The following is an 18659-nucleotide window of genomic DNA, read 5'->3' as shown; positions in this document are numbered from 1 at the left end:
CTTGACTCGGAGGTAGATGGTCTAGTCCAATTCGGGTTGACCCCTGCCGGCCGCCAACGCGTGAGGGATGGAGCAGCCATGCTGTTGTTCGCTCGAATATCCGCGGTGGCCGCACTGGTGCTCGGCACCGTGATCGTGAGCCTCGCCCCTGCCAGCGCCGCCGGAGTCACGGCGACGTTCTCCAAGCAGTCCTGGGACACCGGGTACACCGCGACGGTGACGATCAAGAACGAGACCAGCGCGCCCATCAGCTCCTGGAAGGTCGAGTTCGACTACCCCGCGTCGACGTCCGTCGGTGCCTACTGGGACTCGCTGCTCACCAAGAGCGGCAACCACTACGCGTTCGTCAACCGCGAGTACAACGGCTCTGTCGCTCCCGGCGCCAGCGTCACGTTCGGCTACAACGCCGGCGGCACCGCCGACCCGGCGAACTGCACGATCAACGGCGCGGCCTGTGCGGGCGGAGGCAACCCGCCGACCACGACCACGAGGACCACCACCACAACCACGACAACGACAACAACGACTGGCCCGCCACCGACGGGCAGCCTCCCGCGCAAGGTGCTCGTCGGCTACCTGCACGCCAGCTTCGCCAACGGCTCCGGCTACATCCGCATGCGCGACGTGCCGGACGAGTGGGACGTCATCAACCTCTCGTTCGCCGAGCCAACCAGCGCGACGAGCGGTGAGCTGCGGTTCAGCCAGTGCCCGGTCGCCGAGTGTCCGAACGTCGAGTCCGAGGCCGAGTTCATCGCCGGCATCCGGGCCCAGCAGCAAAAGGGCAAGAAGGTGCTGATCTCCATCGGCGGTCAGAACGGCCAGGTGCGGCTCGAGACCACGGCGGCACGTGACGCGTTCGTGCGATCGGTCGGCGCGATCATCGACAAGTACGGCCTGAACGGTCTCGACGTGGACTTCGAGGGCCACTCGCTGTCGTTGAACTCCGGTGACGTCGACTTCAGGAACCCGACCACGCCGGTGGTCGTGAACCTGATCTCCGCGCTGCGGTCGCTGAAGTCCCGCTACGGCGCGAACTTCGTGCTCACGATGGCGCCGGAGACGTTCTTCGTGCAGGTCGGCTACCAGTTCTACGGCGGCGCGGGCGGCGGCGACGCCCGCACCGGCGCGTACCTGCCGGTGATCGAGGCGATGCGCAACGACCTGACGTTGCTGCACGTTCAGCACTACAACTCGGGACCGGTGATGGGCCTGGACAACCAGTACCACTTCATGGGCGGCTCGGACTTCCACATCGCGATGGCCGACATGGTGCTCGCCGGGTTCCCGGTGCGCGGTGACACGTCGAAGGTCTTCGCGCCGTTGCGGCAGGAACAGGTCGCGATCGGCCTGCCGGCCGCGGTTCCGGCCGGCAACGGGTTCACGTCCGTCGCGGACGTCCACACCGCGTTGAACTGCCTGACGAAGGGCACGAGCTGCGGCAGCTACAAGCCGAAGGGCGTGTACCCGAACCTGCGCGGCCTCATGACGTGGTCGATCAACTGGGACAAGTTCAACAACTACGAGTTCTCCAAGGCCCACCGGGCCTACCTGCCCAGGTAAGGGAGTCGCGAGTGGTTGTGGTCGTTCCGGCGACCACAACCACTCGCCACCTCACGTCAGGGCACGTCGAGCTTGAAGGGGTCGTGTTCGGTCAGCAGCTTGTCCAGCCGGGCTCTGTCCACCCGGCTTGTTATGTAGGTGTCCTCCTGCCGATCCCTGAGCACCTTGGCCAGCGTGAACGCCGAGGTGACCGTGTAGAGCATCGCGATTCCGAGGAACGCGCGCACCCATCCGTCAACGGGCAGGAACACGACTCCGATACCGACGGCGGTCAGCGAGAGTCCGAACGAGAGGACCGCCTGCACGTAGAAGGCAGCGGTCGTCGGGGTGTGCGTGGGCGTGGGAGAAGTCATGATCCCGAGAGTCCTGCGTCACACTCGGGCTGTCATGAGTACTGCTACCCATTTCCAGGTCACGTTCAGGCCAGCGTGGACCAGAACTGGAGCTCGTAGGCCTGCAGCAGGCGGCCGTAGCGCCACGCGTGCTTCGGCTGCCACCCTGCGTCCAGCGCCGCCTGCACGGCCGCGATCGCCCGTTCCTCCAGCTGCGGCGCGGGCGTGGCGAAGAAGTCCACGAACGCGCACGCTTCGTCGCTGAACCCGTAGTGCTCGCGCAGCCCCTTGGCCATGCGGGCGCAGTAACCGCCCCACGCGGTGAAGTTCGCCAGGATCGCGAGGATCACGTCGGTCGGCTCGCCGTTCATCGCCATCCACGCCTGGTACGCCGGGTAGGCCTGGCAGCCGGGGTACGGCTCGTAGCTGTGGAAGTCCTTCGACGACATGCCCGCGGCGTTCGCGAGCGGCTCGAGCATCGGCAGCACCAGCTCCTCGCCGCCCGCCAGCAACGTGAAGAACGCCCGTGCGTTCGGCTCCTCCGCCTTCGCCGCGAGCGCCAGGAATGTTCGCCAGTCCGACGACACGATGTGGTTCTCTTCCGCGGCGAACGTCGCGATCACGGCGCGTGGCGCTTGGCCCGTTTCGATCAGCTTGACCACGAGGTTGTCGTGCTCACCGGGGTGCAGCTCCGTCCGGATGCGCGTGACCAGCTCTTTTGCGTTCATAGACCATGATTCTTCCGCACTGGAGAAATCGTTCGCCACACCATCGTGCCTGCGGGCACGATGTTTCCTCGTGGCTGAACACACCGGCGACGTGCGCGGCCGCGATCTCGCCGATCGAATGGCCGGCGAGCCGATCGGCCTTGATCCCGAACGACTCCGCCAGCCGGTACAGCGCCACTTCCAGAGCGAAGATCGCGGGTTGGGCGTTGCCGGTCTGGTTCAACGCCTCCGCGTCCTCACCCCACATGATCGACCGGAGCGCGGGGTCGAGGTGCGCGAGCACGGCGTCGAGCGCGTCCGCGAACACCGGGAACCGCTCGTACAGGTCCCGGCCCATGCCGAGCCGCTGCGAGCCCTGCCCGGTGAACAGCAACGCCAGGTCACGTTCGGCCACCTCTCCCCTGGCGATCTTGACGCCGTCCACAAGCACCACCCGGTGCTCGAACGAACTGCGCGACACGGCCAGCGAGTAGGCGAGATCGAGCTGGGAAGCATCAACGTCACCAAGGCGCACAAGCTGATCAGCCAGCGCCTCCTCGGACCGTCCCGACACCACCAGCGGCACCACCGCGGCGGTAGCCGTGACCTCGGGATCGGCAACTGCGAACGGCGGCGCTTCCTCGATGATCACGTGCGCGTTCGTGCCGGAGACACCGAACGACGAGACACCGGCGCGGCGCGGATGGTCGTTGACGGGCCAGTCGCGACGCGAGGTGAGCAGCTCGACGTTGCCGGTCTGCCATTCCACGTTCGACGAAGGAGCGTCGACGTGCAGGGTCTGCGGCAGCACACCGTGCCGCAACGCCTGCACCATCTTGATCACACCCGCGACACCGCCCGCGGACTGCGGGTGCCCGAGGTTCGACTTGATGGAGCCGAGCAGCAGCGGCGTTTCCCTGTCCTGCCCGTACGTCGCGAGCACAGCCTGCGCCTCGATCGGGTCACCCAGCGTGGTGCCAGTGCCGTGCGCCTCCACCGCGTCCACTTCGGACGGTGACAGCCCGGCGTTCGCAAGCGCTTGCCGGATCACACGCTGCTGCGACGGGCCATTGGGCGCGGTCAGGCCGTTCGACGCGCCGTCCTGGTTGATCGCGGAGCCGCGCAAGATCGCGAGCACCTCGTGGCCGTTTCGACGCGCGTCCGACAGCCGTTCCAGCAGCACGACACCGGCACCTTCTGACCAGCCGGTGCCGTCAGCGGCCTCGGCGAACGCCTTGCAGCGCCCGTCCGGGGCGAGCCCACCGGCCGCCGTGAACGCCGAGTAGGCGTTCGGCGTGGTCATGACCGCGACGCCGCCGGCCAGAGCCAGGTCGCACTCGCCGTTGCGCAAGGCATGCGCGGCCCAGTGCATGGCGACGAGCGACGACGAGCAGGCCGTGTCGATGGTGACCGCCGGACCTTCGAGCCCGAGCAGGTAGGAGATGCGGCCGGACAACACGCTGGCCGAGAACGCGGTCGTCGCGTACGGACCGGTCTCCTCCAGCGAGCGGTTGAGCAGCGACTCGTAGTCCTGGCCGGTGGTGCCGACGAAGACGCCGGTCAGGCTGCCCTTCAACGACGTCGGGTCGATGCCCGCGCGTTCCAGGGCCTCCCAGGAGGTTTCGAGCAGCAGGCGCTGCTGCGGGTCCATCACGACGGCCTCGCGCGGCGAGATGCCGAAGAAGCCCGCGTCGAAGTCGGCGACGGCGTCGAGGAAGCCGCCCTCGAACGTCGAGCTGGCGAGCCGCTCCAAGTCCCAGCCGCGGTCCGCCGGGAACCGGGAGATCACGTCACGCCCCTCGAACACCAGGTCCCACAACGCTTCCGGCGTCGTCACGCCACCGGGGTAGCGGCAGCCGATGCCGACGATCGCGATCGGGTCGTCGGTGGCGATCGTGGCCGCGCGGACCTCGATCTGTTGCGCGCCGCCGAACAGTTCGTCCCGCAGGTGCCGCGCGAGCGTCGTCGCGGTCGGGTGATCGAAGACGAGCGTCGCGGGCAGCGCGAGCCCGGTCGCGGTCTTGAGGCGGTTGCGCATCTCGACGGCGGTGACCGAGTCGAAACCCAGTTCCCGGAACGCCCTGCCGACCGGCACCTGGTCGCTTTCCGCGTAGCCCAACGTCTTCGCGGCCTCGGCGCGAACCAGGTCGAGCAGCGCGCGGTCGCGTTCGGCTTCGGTGAGCTTCACCAGCCGTTGCTTGAGCTCCGACTCCTCGACGACCTCGTCGGAGGCGAGCGCAGCGCGGACTTCGGGAATGCCGGTGAGCAACGGGCTCGGGCGTTCGGCGGTGAAGCTCGGCGCGAACTTCGCCCAGTCGATGTTGGTGACGGTGAGCTGCGTCTGGTCGTCGGCGACGGCCTGGCGCAGCACCTTCATCGCGAGCTCCGGCGGCATCGAGCCGATGCCGATCCTGTTGAGCGTCTCATACATGCCGTGGTCGGCCGCCATGCCGGCCTCCGCCCACGCACCCCACGCGATCGAGGTCGCCTGCAGACCCTGCGAGCGGCGCAGGTGCGCGAGTCCGTCGAGGTAGGCGTTGGCCGCGCCGTAAGCGGGCTGGCCGCCGCTGCCCCAGCTCGCCGCACCCGACGAGAACAGGATGAAACGCGCTTGTGGTGCCAGCTCGTGCAGGTGCCGAGCCGCGGTGATCTTCGTGTCGAGCAACGCCGTGACATCGGAGTAGCGCAGCTCGTCGATCGGGGCGTCACCGGTGCCGATGCCCGCCGCGTGCACGACGGTCGTGAGGTCGTCGATGCGGTCGAGCAGGCTTTCCAGCGCATCACGGTCTGCGGCGTCGCAGGCCGCGATCGTGACACGTGTGGTCTTTTCCAGCTCTGCCTTCAGTTCTGCGGCACCGGGTGCGTCGAGGCCCCGGCGGCTGGTGAGCACCAGGTGCTCGGCGCCCGCCTCGGCCATCCAGCGCGCGACGTGGCCACCGAGCGCACCCGTACCGCCGGTGATCAACACCGTGCCGGACGCCTGGAACTCCGGGCTGTGGTGGGCGTTCGTCCGGACGAGACGGCGCGCGAACACACCGTTGTCCCGGATGGCGACCTGGTCCTCGGAACCGGTCAGCACCGCCGCGAACCGTTGCGCGGCCTTGCCTTCCAGCCTCGGCGGCAGGTCGATCAGACCACCCCAGCGGCGCGGCAGGTCGAGTGCGGCGACGCGGCCCAGGCCCCAGATCGCGGTCTGCGCCGGGTCGACCTCCTCTGCGCCGACTGCGACAGCGTTGCGCGTGACGGCCCAGATCGGTGCGTTCACACCGGCTTCGGCCAGTGCCTGGACCAGGGTGATCGTCGCCTGCAGGCCGGTCATCGCGATGACGCCGCCGACAGTCTCAGGCAGTCGCTCGACGAGGTCTGCCCGGCTGATCCGCTCGTCGACATCGAGGTGCGCGGCGTCCAGAGCGTTGATCACGTCCTGAGCTTCGGCCCCGGACGTGACCACGAGCCACGTGCCGGTGGGCGAGCCCGTGACGGTGACCGGGGTCCACTGGTCGCGGTACCGCCAGGTGTCCATTGTGGATTCAGACCTGCGGCGGTTGCGCCATTGCGCGAGCGTCTGCGCGACGCCCCGCTCGACGCCGATGTCCTCGAGGCCTCCGTTGTCGACGAGCTCCCAGAACTCCGCGTCCACCGGGTCTGAGGTGTCCTTGACCAGCGGCTCCGGCCAGAACCTCTGATGGTCGAACGGATACGTGGGCAGCAGCGTGCCCTTGCCACCGGCGTACTGCCACCGGACATCGAGACCCGCGACCCACGCCTCGGCCAGCGAAGTCGTGAGCCGCCGCTTGTCACCCTGGTCCCGGCGGAGCGAGCCGATCGCGACGATCTCGGTGCCGACAGCCTCGGCGGTCTGCTGCGCAGGCAGCATCAGCACGGGATGCGCGCTCGACTCGATCAGCACGCGATGGCCGTCCCGCACGAGCTTTTCCACGACTGCGGCGAAGCTCACGGGCCGACGGGCGTTCTGGAACCAGTACTCGGCGTCGAGGCCCGCGGTGTCCATCCGCTCGGCGGTGACGGTCGAGTAGAACAGCACGCTGCCGGTCTGCGGCGTGATGTCCGCGAACAGGTCGAGGATCTGGTCGCGGAGCCGGTCGACCTGCGCGCAGTGCGACGCGACCGTGGACCCGATCACGCGGGCACGGATGTCCTTGGCGACACAGCTCGCGACGAACTTCTCCAGCGCCGGAACCGCTCCGGCGACCGTGCAGGCGTGCGGGCTGTTGACGCCCGCGATCGCCAGCTCCTCCGGCAGCAGCTTCTCGACTTCGGTTGCGGGCAGGGCGATGCTGGCGACGGCGCCGTTGCCGACGAGCTCGTCCGCGAACAGCTGGGACCGCTTGACCACGATCCGCGCGGCTTGCTCCAGGGTGAGGGCGCCCGCGATGTACGCGGCGGCGATCTCGCCTTGGGAATGACCGACGACCGCCGCGGGCTCGACACCGTTCTCGCGCCACGTCTGGGCGAGCGAGATCATGATCGCGAACAGCGCGGGCTGCAGGATCTCGATGCGGTCCAGCAGCTCGGCCTCGCCGCGCAGGACTTCGATCACCGACCAGCCGACGTGGTCCGCGATGGCCCTGTCGGCCTCGGCCATCCACCGCGCGAACGTCTCGTCCTCGTCCAGCAGCTCGACCGCCATGCCGTGCCACTGACTGCCCTGGCCGGGGAACACGAACACTGGTCCTGGCCCGGCCTCCACCGCGTGCCCTTCGACGACCTCGTCGCCGACGATCACGGCACGGTGCTCGAACCGGCTCCGCGCGGCCAGCGAGAACCCGACGTCCATCGGATCCTGACCACCGTCCACCAGCGCCTTGATCCGCTCGACCTGGGCCCGCAGCGACGCCGCCGACTTCGCCGACACCGCCAACGGGATCGAGCCCGCTGCATCGATCCCGGCTGCATCGATCCCGTTTGGGCCCCCTCCGGGGGAGACCGAGGTCCCCATCCCAATCATCTCAGGCAGGTCTGACAGTTTCGGGGCCTCGAGGATGACGTGGGCATTGGTGCCGCTGATACCGAACGAGGACACGCCGGCGCGGCGCGGGCGGGAGACGGAGGGCCAGTCGCGGGACGAGGTGAGCAGTTCGACCGCGCCCGCGTCCCATTCGATGTGCGAGGACGGCGCGGACACGTGCAACGTCTGCGGCAGGACGCCGTTCTGCAGCGCCATGATCATCTTGATGACGCCCGCGACACCGGCGGCCGACTGGGTGTGGCCGATGTTCGACTTGATCGAGCCCAGGTAGAGGGGCTCGTCGCGTTCCTGTCCGTAGACGGCGAGCAGCGCCTGGGCCTCGATCGGGTCGCCCAGCGACGTGCCCGTGCCGTGTGCCTCCACGGCATCGACATCCGTTGGCGCTAGGCCGGCCGATGCGAGAGCAGCGCGGATGACCCGCTGTTGCGAAGGGCCGTTCGGCGCGGTCAGGCCGTTCGAGGCGCCGTCCTGGTTGACCGCGGTGCCCTTCAGGACCGCGAGGACGTTGTGGCCGTTGCGCACGGCGTCCGATTGCCGTTCCAGCACGACCAGACCGACGCCCTCGGAAAAACCGGTTCCGTCGGCGCCCTCGGAGAACGCCTTGCACCTGCCGTCCGACGACACACCACGCTGCCGGGAGATCTCGATGAACGTCGCGGGAGTCGACATCACCGCGACACCGCCGGCGAGAGCCAGCGACGACTCCCCCGTCCGCAGCGACTGTGCGGCGAGGTGCATCGCGACGAGCGACGAGGAGCAGGCCGTGTCGATCGTGACGGCAGGACCTTCCAGACCGAGCACATAGGACACTCGGCCAGACGCGACGGATGGCGACGAACCGGTCCCGTGGTGGCCCTCGAACTCACCGCCGAGCAGCTGCGCGTAGTCGTTGTACATGACGCCCGCGAACACACCGGTGTCGCTGCCCCGCAACGAAACCGGGTCGATCCCGGCGCGTTCGAACGCCTCCCACGCGGTCTCCAGCAACAGGCGCTGCTGCGAGTCCGTGGCCAAAGCCTCGCGTGGCGACATGCCGAAGAAGGCCGGATCGAACTCGCCCGCGTCGTGCAGGAACCCACCGAGACGCGTCGCCGAGGTGCCGATGTCGTTGCCGGAGAACAAGGTGCCGAGGTCCCAGCCGCGGTCGGACGGGAACTCGGAGATCGCGTCCGTGCCGTCCAGCACGAGCTGCCACAGTTCCTCTGGCGTCGTGACCCCACCGGGGAACCGGCAGGCCATGCCCACGACAACGATCGGGTCGTCGTCCGAAACAGTCCGCGTGGCAACGGCGTCGCCGCCGTCCGCCCCGAACAGCTCATCACGCAGGAACGTCGCCAGCACGTGCGCGGTCGGGTAGTCGAACACGAGTGTCGCCGGCAGCCGCAGTCCGGTCACCGCGGTGAGGCGGTTGCGCAGGTCGACGGCGGTGAGCGAGTCGAACCCGAGGTCGCGGAACGCACGTCCGGCGTCGAAGCTCTCCAGCGCCAGCACTGCGCTGACCTGTGCGCGGATCAGGTCGAGCAGTGCGTCGAGGCGTTCGGTGTCACCCAGCGGACGCAGTGTCGCAGCCAGGCCGGTCGCCGCTTCCGAGCCTGCGACGGCGCGGCGCGCGCGGGTCCGGATCAGGCCGCGCAGCAACGAAGGAACGTCACCTTGCGCTCGCAACGTCGCGAGGTCGAGGCGAGCGGGCAGCAGCACCGCCTCACCGGTCGCGAGCGCCGCGTCGAACAGCGCGGTGCCTTGCAACGGTGTGATCGGCGGCATGCCGGCGCGCACCAGGCGTTCCCGGTCGGCGTCGGTGAGCGAACCAGTGAGGCCGACCGTGGCCTCCCACGTGCCCCACGCCAGTGAGACGGCGTTTCCCTGATGTTCGGCGAGCGCGTCGAGGAACGCGTTGCCCGCCGCGTAGTTGCCTTGGCCGGCACCGCCGAGAATGCCTGCGGCGGAAGAGAAGAACACCATCCTGGCGTCTGGCAACAGCTCGTGCAGGTGCCACGCGGCATCGACCTTGGGTCGCAGCACGGTGTCGAACTGCTCCGGCGTCAGCGACTCGATCACGCCATCGTCCAGCACACCGGCGGTGTGCACGACCGACTTCATGGTGTGCTTCTTCAGCAACCGCTGGAGTGCCTTGCGATCACTGACATCGCACTTGACGACCTTGACGGTCGCGTCCACCTCCCAGTCGGGTTTCTGGCCGCTCCTGCTGGCGAGGATCAGCTCCGTGACGCCGTGCTCGGCCACGAGGTGCTGCGCGATCACGCCACCGAGCCCACCCGCACCGGTGATCAGTACCGGGCTTTCCCAGGTGACTTCCTGCACCGCTGCGGCACGGGCCAGACGCGGCACCAGGAGCTGTCCCTGCCTGACGCGCACCTGCGGTTCGCCCACGGCAAGCGCCTGCGGCAGCACGGCGTCGTCGTCGATGTCGGCCAGCACGAACCGGCCGGGGTGCTCGGTCTGCGCCGACCGCACGAGGCCCCACACCGCCTGCCCGGCCAGATCCCCTTCGCGGGTCACGAAAGCCAGCCGCTCGGTACGTCCTGTTGAGATCCACTCCTGCAGCTTGGCGAGCACCCGCGTCGTCAGTGCACGCACCGACTCGATGACGTTGCCGTCTCCCACGACGTGCTCGACAACGACGCCCTCGGCCGCGTCGGACGGCAGCGCGACGGGCGTCCACTCGATCCGGAACAGCGAATCGCGGTCAACCTCGTTCCGCGGCAACGCAACGGGCCGCACGACGAGCGATTCGACCGTGGCGACCGGCTGTCCGGTGGTGTCGGCGAGCGCGATCTCCATCGCATCACCGTTGGAGCGCAACCGAACCCGCAGCTCCGTGGCTCCGGTGGCATGCAGGGACACGCCTTCCCACGAGAACGGCAGCCCGGCGCCGTCCTTCGCGAGCAACGCGGCGTGCAGGGCGGAGTCGAGCAACGCCGGGTGCAGGCCGAAGCCCGCGGTGTCCTGGGACGTCGTGACCTCGGCGTAGACGTCGTCTCCATCGCGCCACACCGCACGCAGTCCCTGGAACGCAGGCCCGTATTCGAAGCCCATGTCCGCGAACCGCTCGTAAGCTCCTTCAACGTCAACGCTTTCCGCGCTCGGTGGCCACGCGGTCGCGTCGAAGGCGCTGGCAGCGCTGCCGGTCGACAGGGTGCCGGACGCGTGCTCGGTCCACGGCGCGTCGTCGTCGGTGCGCGAGTAGATCACGACCGGACGGCGCCCGCTCGCGTCCTCTGCCCGGACGGCGACCTGCAGCTGCACGGATCCGTCGAGCACCAGCGGCGCGGAGATCGTGAGCTCATCGAGCTTCTCGCAGCCCACCTCGTCACCGGCCTTGACCGCGAGCTCCACGAACGCCGTGCCGGGCAACAGAACCGTGCCGCTGACAGCGTGATCCGCGAGCCACGGCCGGGAGCGCGCCGACAACCTCGACGTGAACAGCACGTCCTCGCCGCCCGCGACGCTGACCGCCGCGCCGAGCAACGGGTGCTCGACCGCGCTGAGCCCCAGCCCGGACGGATCGCCGGCCCTGACCTGCCCGGCGGGCCAGAACCGCTGCCGCTGGAACGCGTAGGTGGGCAGGTCGATCAGCTTGCCACCGCGGAAGTCCCACTTGACGTTCAGACCGCCGACATGGGCCTGAGCGAGCGCCGTGAGCAGCTGCCTGCGCCCGCCTTCGTTGCGCCGCAACGTTCCAAGCACCACAGCTTCGGTGTCGTGCGACTCGACGGTCTGCTCGACGCCGAACGTCAGCACCGGGTGCGCACTGGGCTCGACGAAGAAGCGGAACCCGTCGCGCAGCAGAGCGCTCGTGGCGTTCTGGAACTCGACGGTCTGTCGCAGGTTCGTGAACCAGTAGCCGGCGTCCATGATCTCGGTGTCGATCGGCTCGCCGGTCACCGTGGAGTACAACGGAATCACGCTGGTCCGCGGCTCGATGCCGGCGAGGTCGTCGAGCACCCGCCCGCGAATCGCTTCGACCTGCGGGGTGTGCGACGCGTAGTCGACCGCGATCATCCGCGCCCTGACGCTCTGCGTTTCGCACTCCAGCACAATCTCCGCGAGCGCTTCAACCTCACCCGCGACGACCGTCGCCCTCGGCCCGTTGACGGCAGCGACGGCGACCCTGTCTTCGAAGCGCGCGATCCACGGCCGCACCTCGTCCACGGGCAACGACACCGACAACATGCCGCCCTGCCGCGACAACGCCTCGTCGACGGCCTGCGATCGCAGCGCCACCACGCGTGCCCCGTCCTCGAGGCTCAACGCCCCGGCGACCACGGCCGCCGCGATCTCACCCTGCGAGTGGCCGACGACCGCCTGCGGCTCGACGCCGTACGAGCGCCACACCTCGGCCAGCGACACCATGACCGCCCACAGCACCGGCTGCACGACATCGACCTGGTCCAGCGGCAGCTCGTCGGTGAGCACCTCGATCAGCGACCAGCTCACGAACGGCCGCAGCGCCGCGTCGCACTCCGCGATCCGGCGCGCGAACACCTCGTTGGTGGCGAGCAGTTCGCGGCCCATGCCAACCCACTGCGAACCTTGGCCGGGGAACACGAACACCGTCTTGCCCGCGGCCGTGACCTGCCCGGTGACCACATCGTCCCCGATGACCACCGCGCGGTTGTCGAACGCCGCCCGCGCCGCCAGCGTGAACCCGACGTCGACCGGGTCCGCGTCCACGTTCCTGATCCGGCCGACCTGGGCTTCGAGCGCCTCCGCGGACTTCGCCGATACCAGCCACGGCACACCCTCGGCCGGGACCGATCCCGCTGTATCGATCCTGTTTGGGCCCCCTCCGGGGGAGACCGAGGTCCCCATCCCAATCATCTCAGGCAGGTCTGACAATTCCGGAGCCTCAAGGATCACGTGGGCGTTCGTGCCGGACACCCCGAACGACGACACACCAGCGCGACGTGGGCGTGAGACGCCTGGCCACTGACGCGTTGAGGTCAGCAGCTCGACGGCACCGGTCTCCCAGTCGACGTGGGACGACGGCTCGGTGACGTGCAGGGTGCGCGGCAGGACGCCGTGGTGCAGCGCCTGCACCATCTTGATCACCGACGCGACACCGGCGGCGGCCTGGGAGTGGCCGATGTTCGACTTGATGGAGCCGAGCAGCAGCGGTTCGGAGCGGTCCTGGCCGTACGTCGCGAGCAGGGCCTGGGCCTCGATCGGGTCGCCCAAGGTCGTTCCGGTGCCGTGGGCTTCGACCACGTCGACGTCGGAAACCGACAGGCCCGCGGAGGCGAGGGCGGAACGGATCACGCGTTGCTGGGAGGGACCGTTCGGGGCGGTGAGGCCGTTGGAGGCGCCGTCCTGGTTGATCGCGGAGCCGCGCACGACGGCCAAGATGGTGTGGCCGTTGCGGAGGGCGTCCGACTGGCGTTCGAGGACCAGGAGGCCGACGCCCTCGGACCAGCCCACGCCGTCGGCCGACTCGGCGAAGGACTTGCAGCGGCCGTCCGCGGAAAGGCCGCGCTGGCGGGAGAACTCGACGAACGTGGACGGCGTCGACATCACCGTCACGCCGCCGGCCAGTGCCAGGGAGCACTCGCCGTTGCGCAGGGCCTGGGCGGCGAGGTGCAGTGCGACCAAAGAAGAAGAGCAGGCGGTGTCGACCGTGACGGCCGGGCCCTCGAAGCCGAAGGTGTACGAGACGCGGCCGGACGCGAACGTGCCGGCGCTGCCCATGCTCTGGTAGCCCTCGAACTCGCTGCCGCTGATCACGACCGAGTAGTCGGTGTACATGACGCCTGCGAAGACACCGGTCGCGCTGCCCCGCAACGAGACCGGGTCGATGCCCGCGCGTTCCAGGGACTCCCAGGCAGTTTCCAGCAACAGGCGCTGCTGCGAGTCGGTCGCCAACGCTTCGCGCGGGGACATGCCGAAGAACGCCGGGTCGAACAGCGGTGCGTCGTGCAGGAAACCGCCGGAGCGGGTGTAGGAGGTACCGATGTGGTCGGGATCCGGGTGGTAGAGCGAGTCGACGTCCCAGCCTCGGTTGGACGGGAAGCCGGTGACGGCGTCGGCGCCGTCGACGACCAGGCGCCACAGGTCTTCCGGCGACGACACGCCACCTGGGTAGCGGCAGGCCATGCCGACGATCACGATCGGGTCGTCGGAGACCGCGGAACGCACCTCGGCAGAAGGAACGACCTTGTCAGAGCCGAAAAGTTCGTCGCGCAGATACCCGGCGAGCACACCCGCGTTCGGGTAGTCGAAGATCAGGGTCGCGGGCAGGCGCAGACCCGTGAAGGCGGTGAGCTGGTTGCGGAGCTCGACCGCGGTCAGCGAGTCGAAGCCGAGTGACTGGAAGGCGCGGCCGGGGTCGATCTCGCCGGTGCCCGCGTGGCCGAGCACTGCGGCGACCTGGCCTCGCACGAGGTCCAGCAACGCTTCCCGGCGCGCGGTCTCGTCAAGAGCAGCCAGGCGAGCGGTCAGCGAGACGGCGGTGTCCGAGCCCGCGACGACACGACGTGGACGGGTCTTGATCAGGCCTCGCAGCATCGGTGGGACGTCGCCGCGGCCGCGCAGCACGGGCAGGTCGAGGCGCACCGGCACGGCGTTGCCCGCACCCGTTGCCGCGTCGAAGAGTTCGACGCCCTGCTCAACGGTGATGCCGGGGATTCCGGTGCGCGCCAGGCGTTCCGCGTCCGCGCCGGACAGCATGCCCGCGATCCACGGGCCCCACGCCAGCGACGTGCCGGGCAGGCCGTTCACGCGGCGGTGTTCCATCAAGGCGTCGAGGAACGCGTTCGCGGCGGCGTAGTTGCCCTGGCCTGCCGTGCCGATCGTGCCCGCGACCGAGGAGAACACGACGAAGGCGTCGAGGTCGGACGTCAGCTCGTGCAGATGCCATGCGGCATCCACCTTGGGACGCAACACGGTGTCGACGCGGTCTGGTGTCAGCGACTCGACGACGCCATCGTCCAGAACGCCCGCGGTGTGCACGACGGCGCGAACTTCGTGCCGCGCCAGCAGATCAGCGACAGCGGCGCGGTCGGAGACGTCACACGCCTCGACGATCACGAGCGCACCAGCGCTTCCAGCTCCGCGACGTCGGCCTCACCGCGCCGCGAGACGAGCAGCAGATCGCGGACGCCGTGCGCGGCGACGAGGTGTCGCGCGATGATCAGGCCGAGGCCGCCGGTACCGCCGGTGATGAGAACCTTGCCCTGCCACGAGAACCTCTCGGCCGGAGCCAGCCGGGCCAGACGCGGCACGAACGCCTCACCGTCACGAAGCCGGATCTGCGGCTCGTCCAGCGCGAAGACCTCAGCCGGAACCTCGCCGTCCGCCTCCACCAGCACGAAACGGCCGGGGTGCTCGATCTGCGCCGACCTCACCAGACCGCACACCGCCGCCGCACCCAGGTCGCCGGGGCGCGTAACGAACACCAGGCGGTCCTGCCGCTCGTCCGCGATCCACTGCTGCAGCCGCGCGAGCACCCGAGACGTCAGGGCATGCGCGGCTTCGACCGGGGAGCCGTCCGAAACGACGTGCTCCACCTCCACTGAGGCCGTCTCGGTGGGCAGCGCGATGGGCGTCCAGTCGACGTGGAACAACGCCTCGCGCAAGATCCCGGAGTCACCGGCGGGAATCGGGCGGGTGACAAGGGAATCGACCGAGACGACCGGTGTGCCGTGGGGGTCTGTCGCCGCGATCGCGAACGACTTGCCCTGCGGGCGGATGCGCACGCGCAGCGCGGATGCGCCGGTCGCATGCAGCGAAACGCCTTGCCACGCAAAGGGCATGCCACCCTCGGACGTGCTGAGATCCGCAGCGTGCAGGGCGGCGTCCAGCAGCGCGGGGTGCAGACCATAGCGATCCGCCTCGTCGGCGACCGCGACCTCGGCGTAGACGTCGTCGCCCAGCTTCCAAGCCGCGCGCAGCCCCTGGAACGACGGCCCGTACGCGAACCCGTTGTCCGCGAACCGCTCGTAGAACCCGTCCAGCGCAACCACTTCCGCGCCGGTAGGCGGCCAGGCGGACGCGTCGAAGTCGGTGGTGGCCGTACCGGACCCGAGAAAACCGGTGCAGTGTTCGAGCCATGGCGTGTCCGGGTCGAGCCGCGAGTACATCGAGATGGAGCGCCGTCCAGTGCCGTCCGGCGCGCCCACGGCGACCTGGAGCTGCACCGGGTCGTTGAGCACGAGCGGCGCCGACAGCGTCAGCTCGTCGAGACGGTCGAGGCCCAGTTCGTCGCCCGCGCGCAACGCCAGCTCGACGAATGCGGTGCCGGGGAACAGAACGCGGCCACCGACGACGTGGTCAGCGAGCCAGGGCTGGGTCGCGGTGGACAGCCTGCTGGTGAACAGCACTCCCTGACCGTCTGCCAGCTCCACCGCCGCGCCGAGCAACGGGTGACCGACCGCGGTGAGGCCGAGACCGGACGCGTCGACGTTCTTCACGGTCGACGGCCAGAAACGCTGCCGCTGGAACGCATACGTCGGCAGCTCGATCCTGGTGGCGCCGTCGAAGAACGGCTTCCAGTCGACGTCCGTGCCTGCCACATGGAGGCGGGCGAGCGCGGTGATCAGGGCGGGTGCTTCTGGCCGGTCCTTGCGCAGCGCGGGAATGCCGCCGTCGACGAGTGCCGACAGGACGCCGTCCGGACCGATCTCCAGGAACCTCTTGTCCCCCAGTCCGGTCACGGCGTCGTGGAAGCGGACCGTGTCGCGGACGTGGCGGACCCAGCGTTCGGCGTTCGCGACGTCGCCCAGGCCGGGGATGGCCGGGGCGCTGAAGGTCAGGTCCTTGATGGCGTCGCGGAAGTCGTCGAGCATCGGGTCCATCAGCGGCGAGTGGAACGCGTGACTGACGGACAGCTGCTTGGTCTTGCGGCCCTCGAACTTCGCGACGACGGCGCGGGCTTCCTCTTCCACGCCCGCGATGACGAGGGATTCCGGGCCGTTGATCGCGGCGATGGACACGCCGGGGGTGAGGTGCGGCGCTACCTCTGTTTCGGTGGCCTGCAAGGCCATCATCACGCCGCCGGTCGGCAGCGCCTGCATCAGCGCGGCGCGCGCGGAGATCAGCGTGCAAGCGTCTTCGAGACTGAACACGCCCGCGATGTGCGCGGCGGCGATCTCGCCGATCGAATGGCCGGCGACGTGGTCGGCCTTGACGCCGAACGACTCGACCAGGCGGTAGAGGGCCACCTGCAGCGCGAAGATCGCGGGCTGCGCGTTGCCGGTCTGGTTCAGGGCTTCGCTGTCGTCGCCCCACATGACGCTTCGGATGTCGAGGTGCTGGGCGACCTCGTCGAACGCCGCGCGGAACACGGGGAACGCCTCGTACAGCTCGCGGCCCATGCCCAGGCGCTGCGAACCCTGGCCGGTGAACAGCATCGCGAGCGGCTTCCCGGTGGCGGTTCCGCGCGCGATCTCGGCACCGTCGAGCACCACCGCGCGGTGGTCGAACAGCGTGCGCAACGACAGCGAGTACCCGACGTCCCTCGGGTCCGCGCTCACCTCGGCCAGCTGCGCGAGCTGTCCATCCAGTGCCGCCTCGGACTTCGCCGACACGAGCCACGGAATCGATTCCGACTGGACCCCCCAGGGGGAGACCGAGGTCCCCTTTCCAATCGTCTCACCGGGCACCGACGATTCCGCGCGGGAAAGATCGACAACGCCCGAGTTGTCCACAGGCGTCGAGTTGTCCACAGAAACCGGGGTGGGGGTTGCGGCTTCGAGGATGAGGTGGGAGTTGGTGCCGGAGACGCCGAACGACGAGATGCCGATCCGGCGAGGGCGGTCGACAGAGGGCCACGGGGTGGCGGACGTGAGCAGGGAGACCGAGCCCGCGGTCCAGTCGACGTGAGAGGAGGGCTCGGTGACGTGCAGGGTGCGCGGCAGGACGCCGTGCCGCATCGCCTGCACGACTTTGATCACCGAGGCCACGCCCGCCGCCGCCTGCGTGTGACCGATGTTGGACTTGATGGAGCCGATGTAGAGCGGAACAGCGCGGTCCTGGCCGTAGGTCGCGATCAGAGCGGCGGCCTCGATGGGGTCGCCCAGGGTCGTGCCGGTGCCGTGGGCCTCCACGGCGTCGACGTCCGAGGGCGTCAGGCCGGCGGAGGCGAGGGCAGCACGGATCACCCGTTGCTGCGAAGGGCCGTTCGGTGCGGTGAGGCCGTTCGAGGCGCCGTCCTGGTTGACAGCGGAACCCCGCAGCAGGCCCAGAACCTGGTGGCCGTGAGCGACAGCGTCGGAAAGCCGCTCCAGGACCAGCATGCCCGCACCCTCAGACCACCCGACACCGTCGGCGGAGTCCGAGAACGCCTTGCAGCGTCCGTCGGACGCGAGACCGCGCTGCAGGGTGAACTCGACGAAAGCGTGCGGCGTCGCCATGATCGTCACGCCACCCGTCAGCGCCAGCGAGCATTCACCGGAGCGCAGAGCCTGCATGGCCAGGTGCATGGCGACGGACGACGAGGAGCAGGCCGTGTCGACGGAGACCGCGGGACCCTCGAAGCCGAACGTGTAGGAGAGGCGGCCAGAAAGCACGGACGCGATGAGGCCGGTGGAGGCGTGCCCGTCGCCGTCCACCGACACCAGATCCGCATAGTCCTGGCCGTTCGTGCCCACGAAAACGCCGGTCTGCGAACCCCGCAACGCCGTGGGATCGAAGCCTGCGCGCTCCAGCGCCTCCCACGTGAGCTCCAGCATCATGCGCTGCTGCGGGTCCATGCCGAGCGCCTCGCGCGGCGAGATGCCGAAGAAGTCGGCGTCGAAACCAGCCAGGTCCGACAGGAACCCGCCCTCCTGAGCCAAGGAGGCACCGGCGCGCAACGACGACAGGTCCCAGCCGCGGTCCGTCGGAAACGAGGAGACCACGTCCCGTTCCGACGACACGACGTCCCACAGCTGCTCGGGAGTGACCACCCCGCCGGGGAAGCGGCACGACATGCCCACGATCGCGATGGGCTCGCTGTGCTTCTGCTCCAGTTCGAGGACGCGTTCACGAGCCCGGCGCAACTCGACCGTGACTCGCCTCAGGTAGTCGGCAACCTTGTCCTGCTGCTCTTCCTGCACTGGTCCGTCCTCATTTCGT

General features: G+C 69.2%; 4 protein-coding genes and 1 pseudogene. 1 reads left to right on the top strand and 4 read right to left on the bottom strand.

Features of this window, described 5'->3' with window-relative positions; all coding sequences use genetic code 11:
- The first annotated feature begins 78 nt into the window (after positions 1-78).
- Entirely contained in the window at positions 79-1560 is a 1482-nt protein-coding gene (locus tag FXN61_RS04795) for a chitinase (RefSeq protein ID WP_167970599.1), read from the top strand.
- Between the two features lie 56 nt (positions 1561-1616).
- Here the strand turns inward: FXN61_RS04795 and FXN61_RS04790 are convergent, their stop codons facing one another.
- The 4 genes and pseudogenes from FXN61_RS04790 to FXN61_RS04745 all read right to left on the bottom strand — a co-directional run.
- Positions 1617-1913, bottom strand: a complete 297-nt coding sequence (locus FXN61_RS04790) for a YiaA/YiaB family inner membrane protein (protein WP_167970597.1) — start codon at positions 1911-1913, stop codon at positions 1617-1619.
- Between the two features lie 65 nt (positions 1914-1978).
- The gene (locus tag FXN61_RS04785) at positions 1979-2620 is read right to left on the bottom strand and encodes a thiaminase II/PqqC family protein (protein ID WP_188134682.1); all 642 of its coding nucleotides are present in this window, start codon (positions 2618-2620) and stop codon (positions 1979-1981) included.
- The gene (locus tag FXN61_RS51520; protein ID WP_312877547.1) at positions 2568-14633 is read right to left on the bottom strand and encodes a type I polyketide synthase; all 12066 of its coding nucleotides are present in this window, start codon (positions 14631-14633) and stop codon (positions 2568-2570) included. The genes FXN61_RS04785 and FXN61_RS51520 overlap by 53 nt, the downstream gene beginning before the upstream one ends.
- Positions 14630-18535 (bottom strand): annotated as a pseudogene (locus FXN61_RS04745) (type I polyketide synthase); the annotation flags it as partial. The gene FXN61_RS51520 and the pseudogene FXN61_RS04745, both read right to left, overlap by 4 nt.
- Positions 18536-18659 lie beyond the last annotated feature (124 nt).

This window comes from Lentzea indica, assembly GCF_012184385.1.
Lineage (GTDB): Bacteria > Actinomycetota > Actinomycetes > Mycobacteriales > Pseudonocardiaceae > Lentzea > Lentzea indica.
The sequence above is the reverse complement of the archived record's forward strand: the minus strand, read 5'-3'. Positions and strand labels throughout refer to the sequence as shown.

Excerpts from the sequence above, each read along its gene's own strand:
- FXN61_RS04795 (WP_167970599.1), top strand. The coding sequence starts at position 79 with ATGCTGTTGTTCGCTCGAATATCCGCGGTGGCCGCACTGGTGCTCGGC.
- FXN61_RS04790 (WP_167970597.1), bottom strand. The coding sequence starts at position 1,913 with ATGACTTCTCCCACGCCCACGCACACCCCGACGACCGCTGCCTTCTAC.
- FXN61_RS04785 (WP_188134682.1), bottom strand. The coding sequence starts at position 2,620 with ATGAACGCAAAAGAGCTGGTCACGCGCATCCGGACGGAGCTGCACCCC.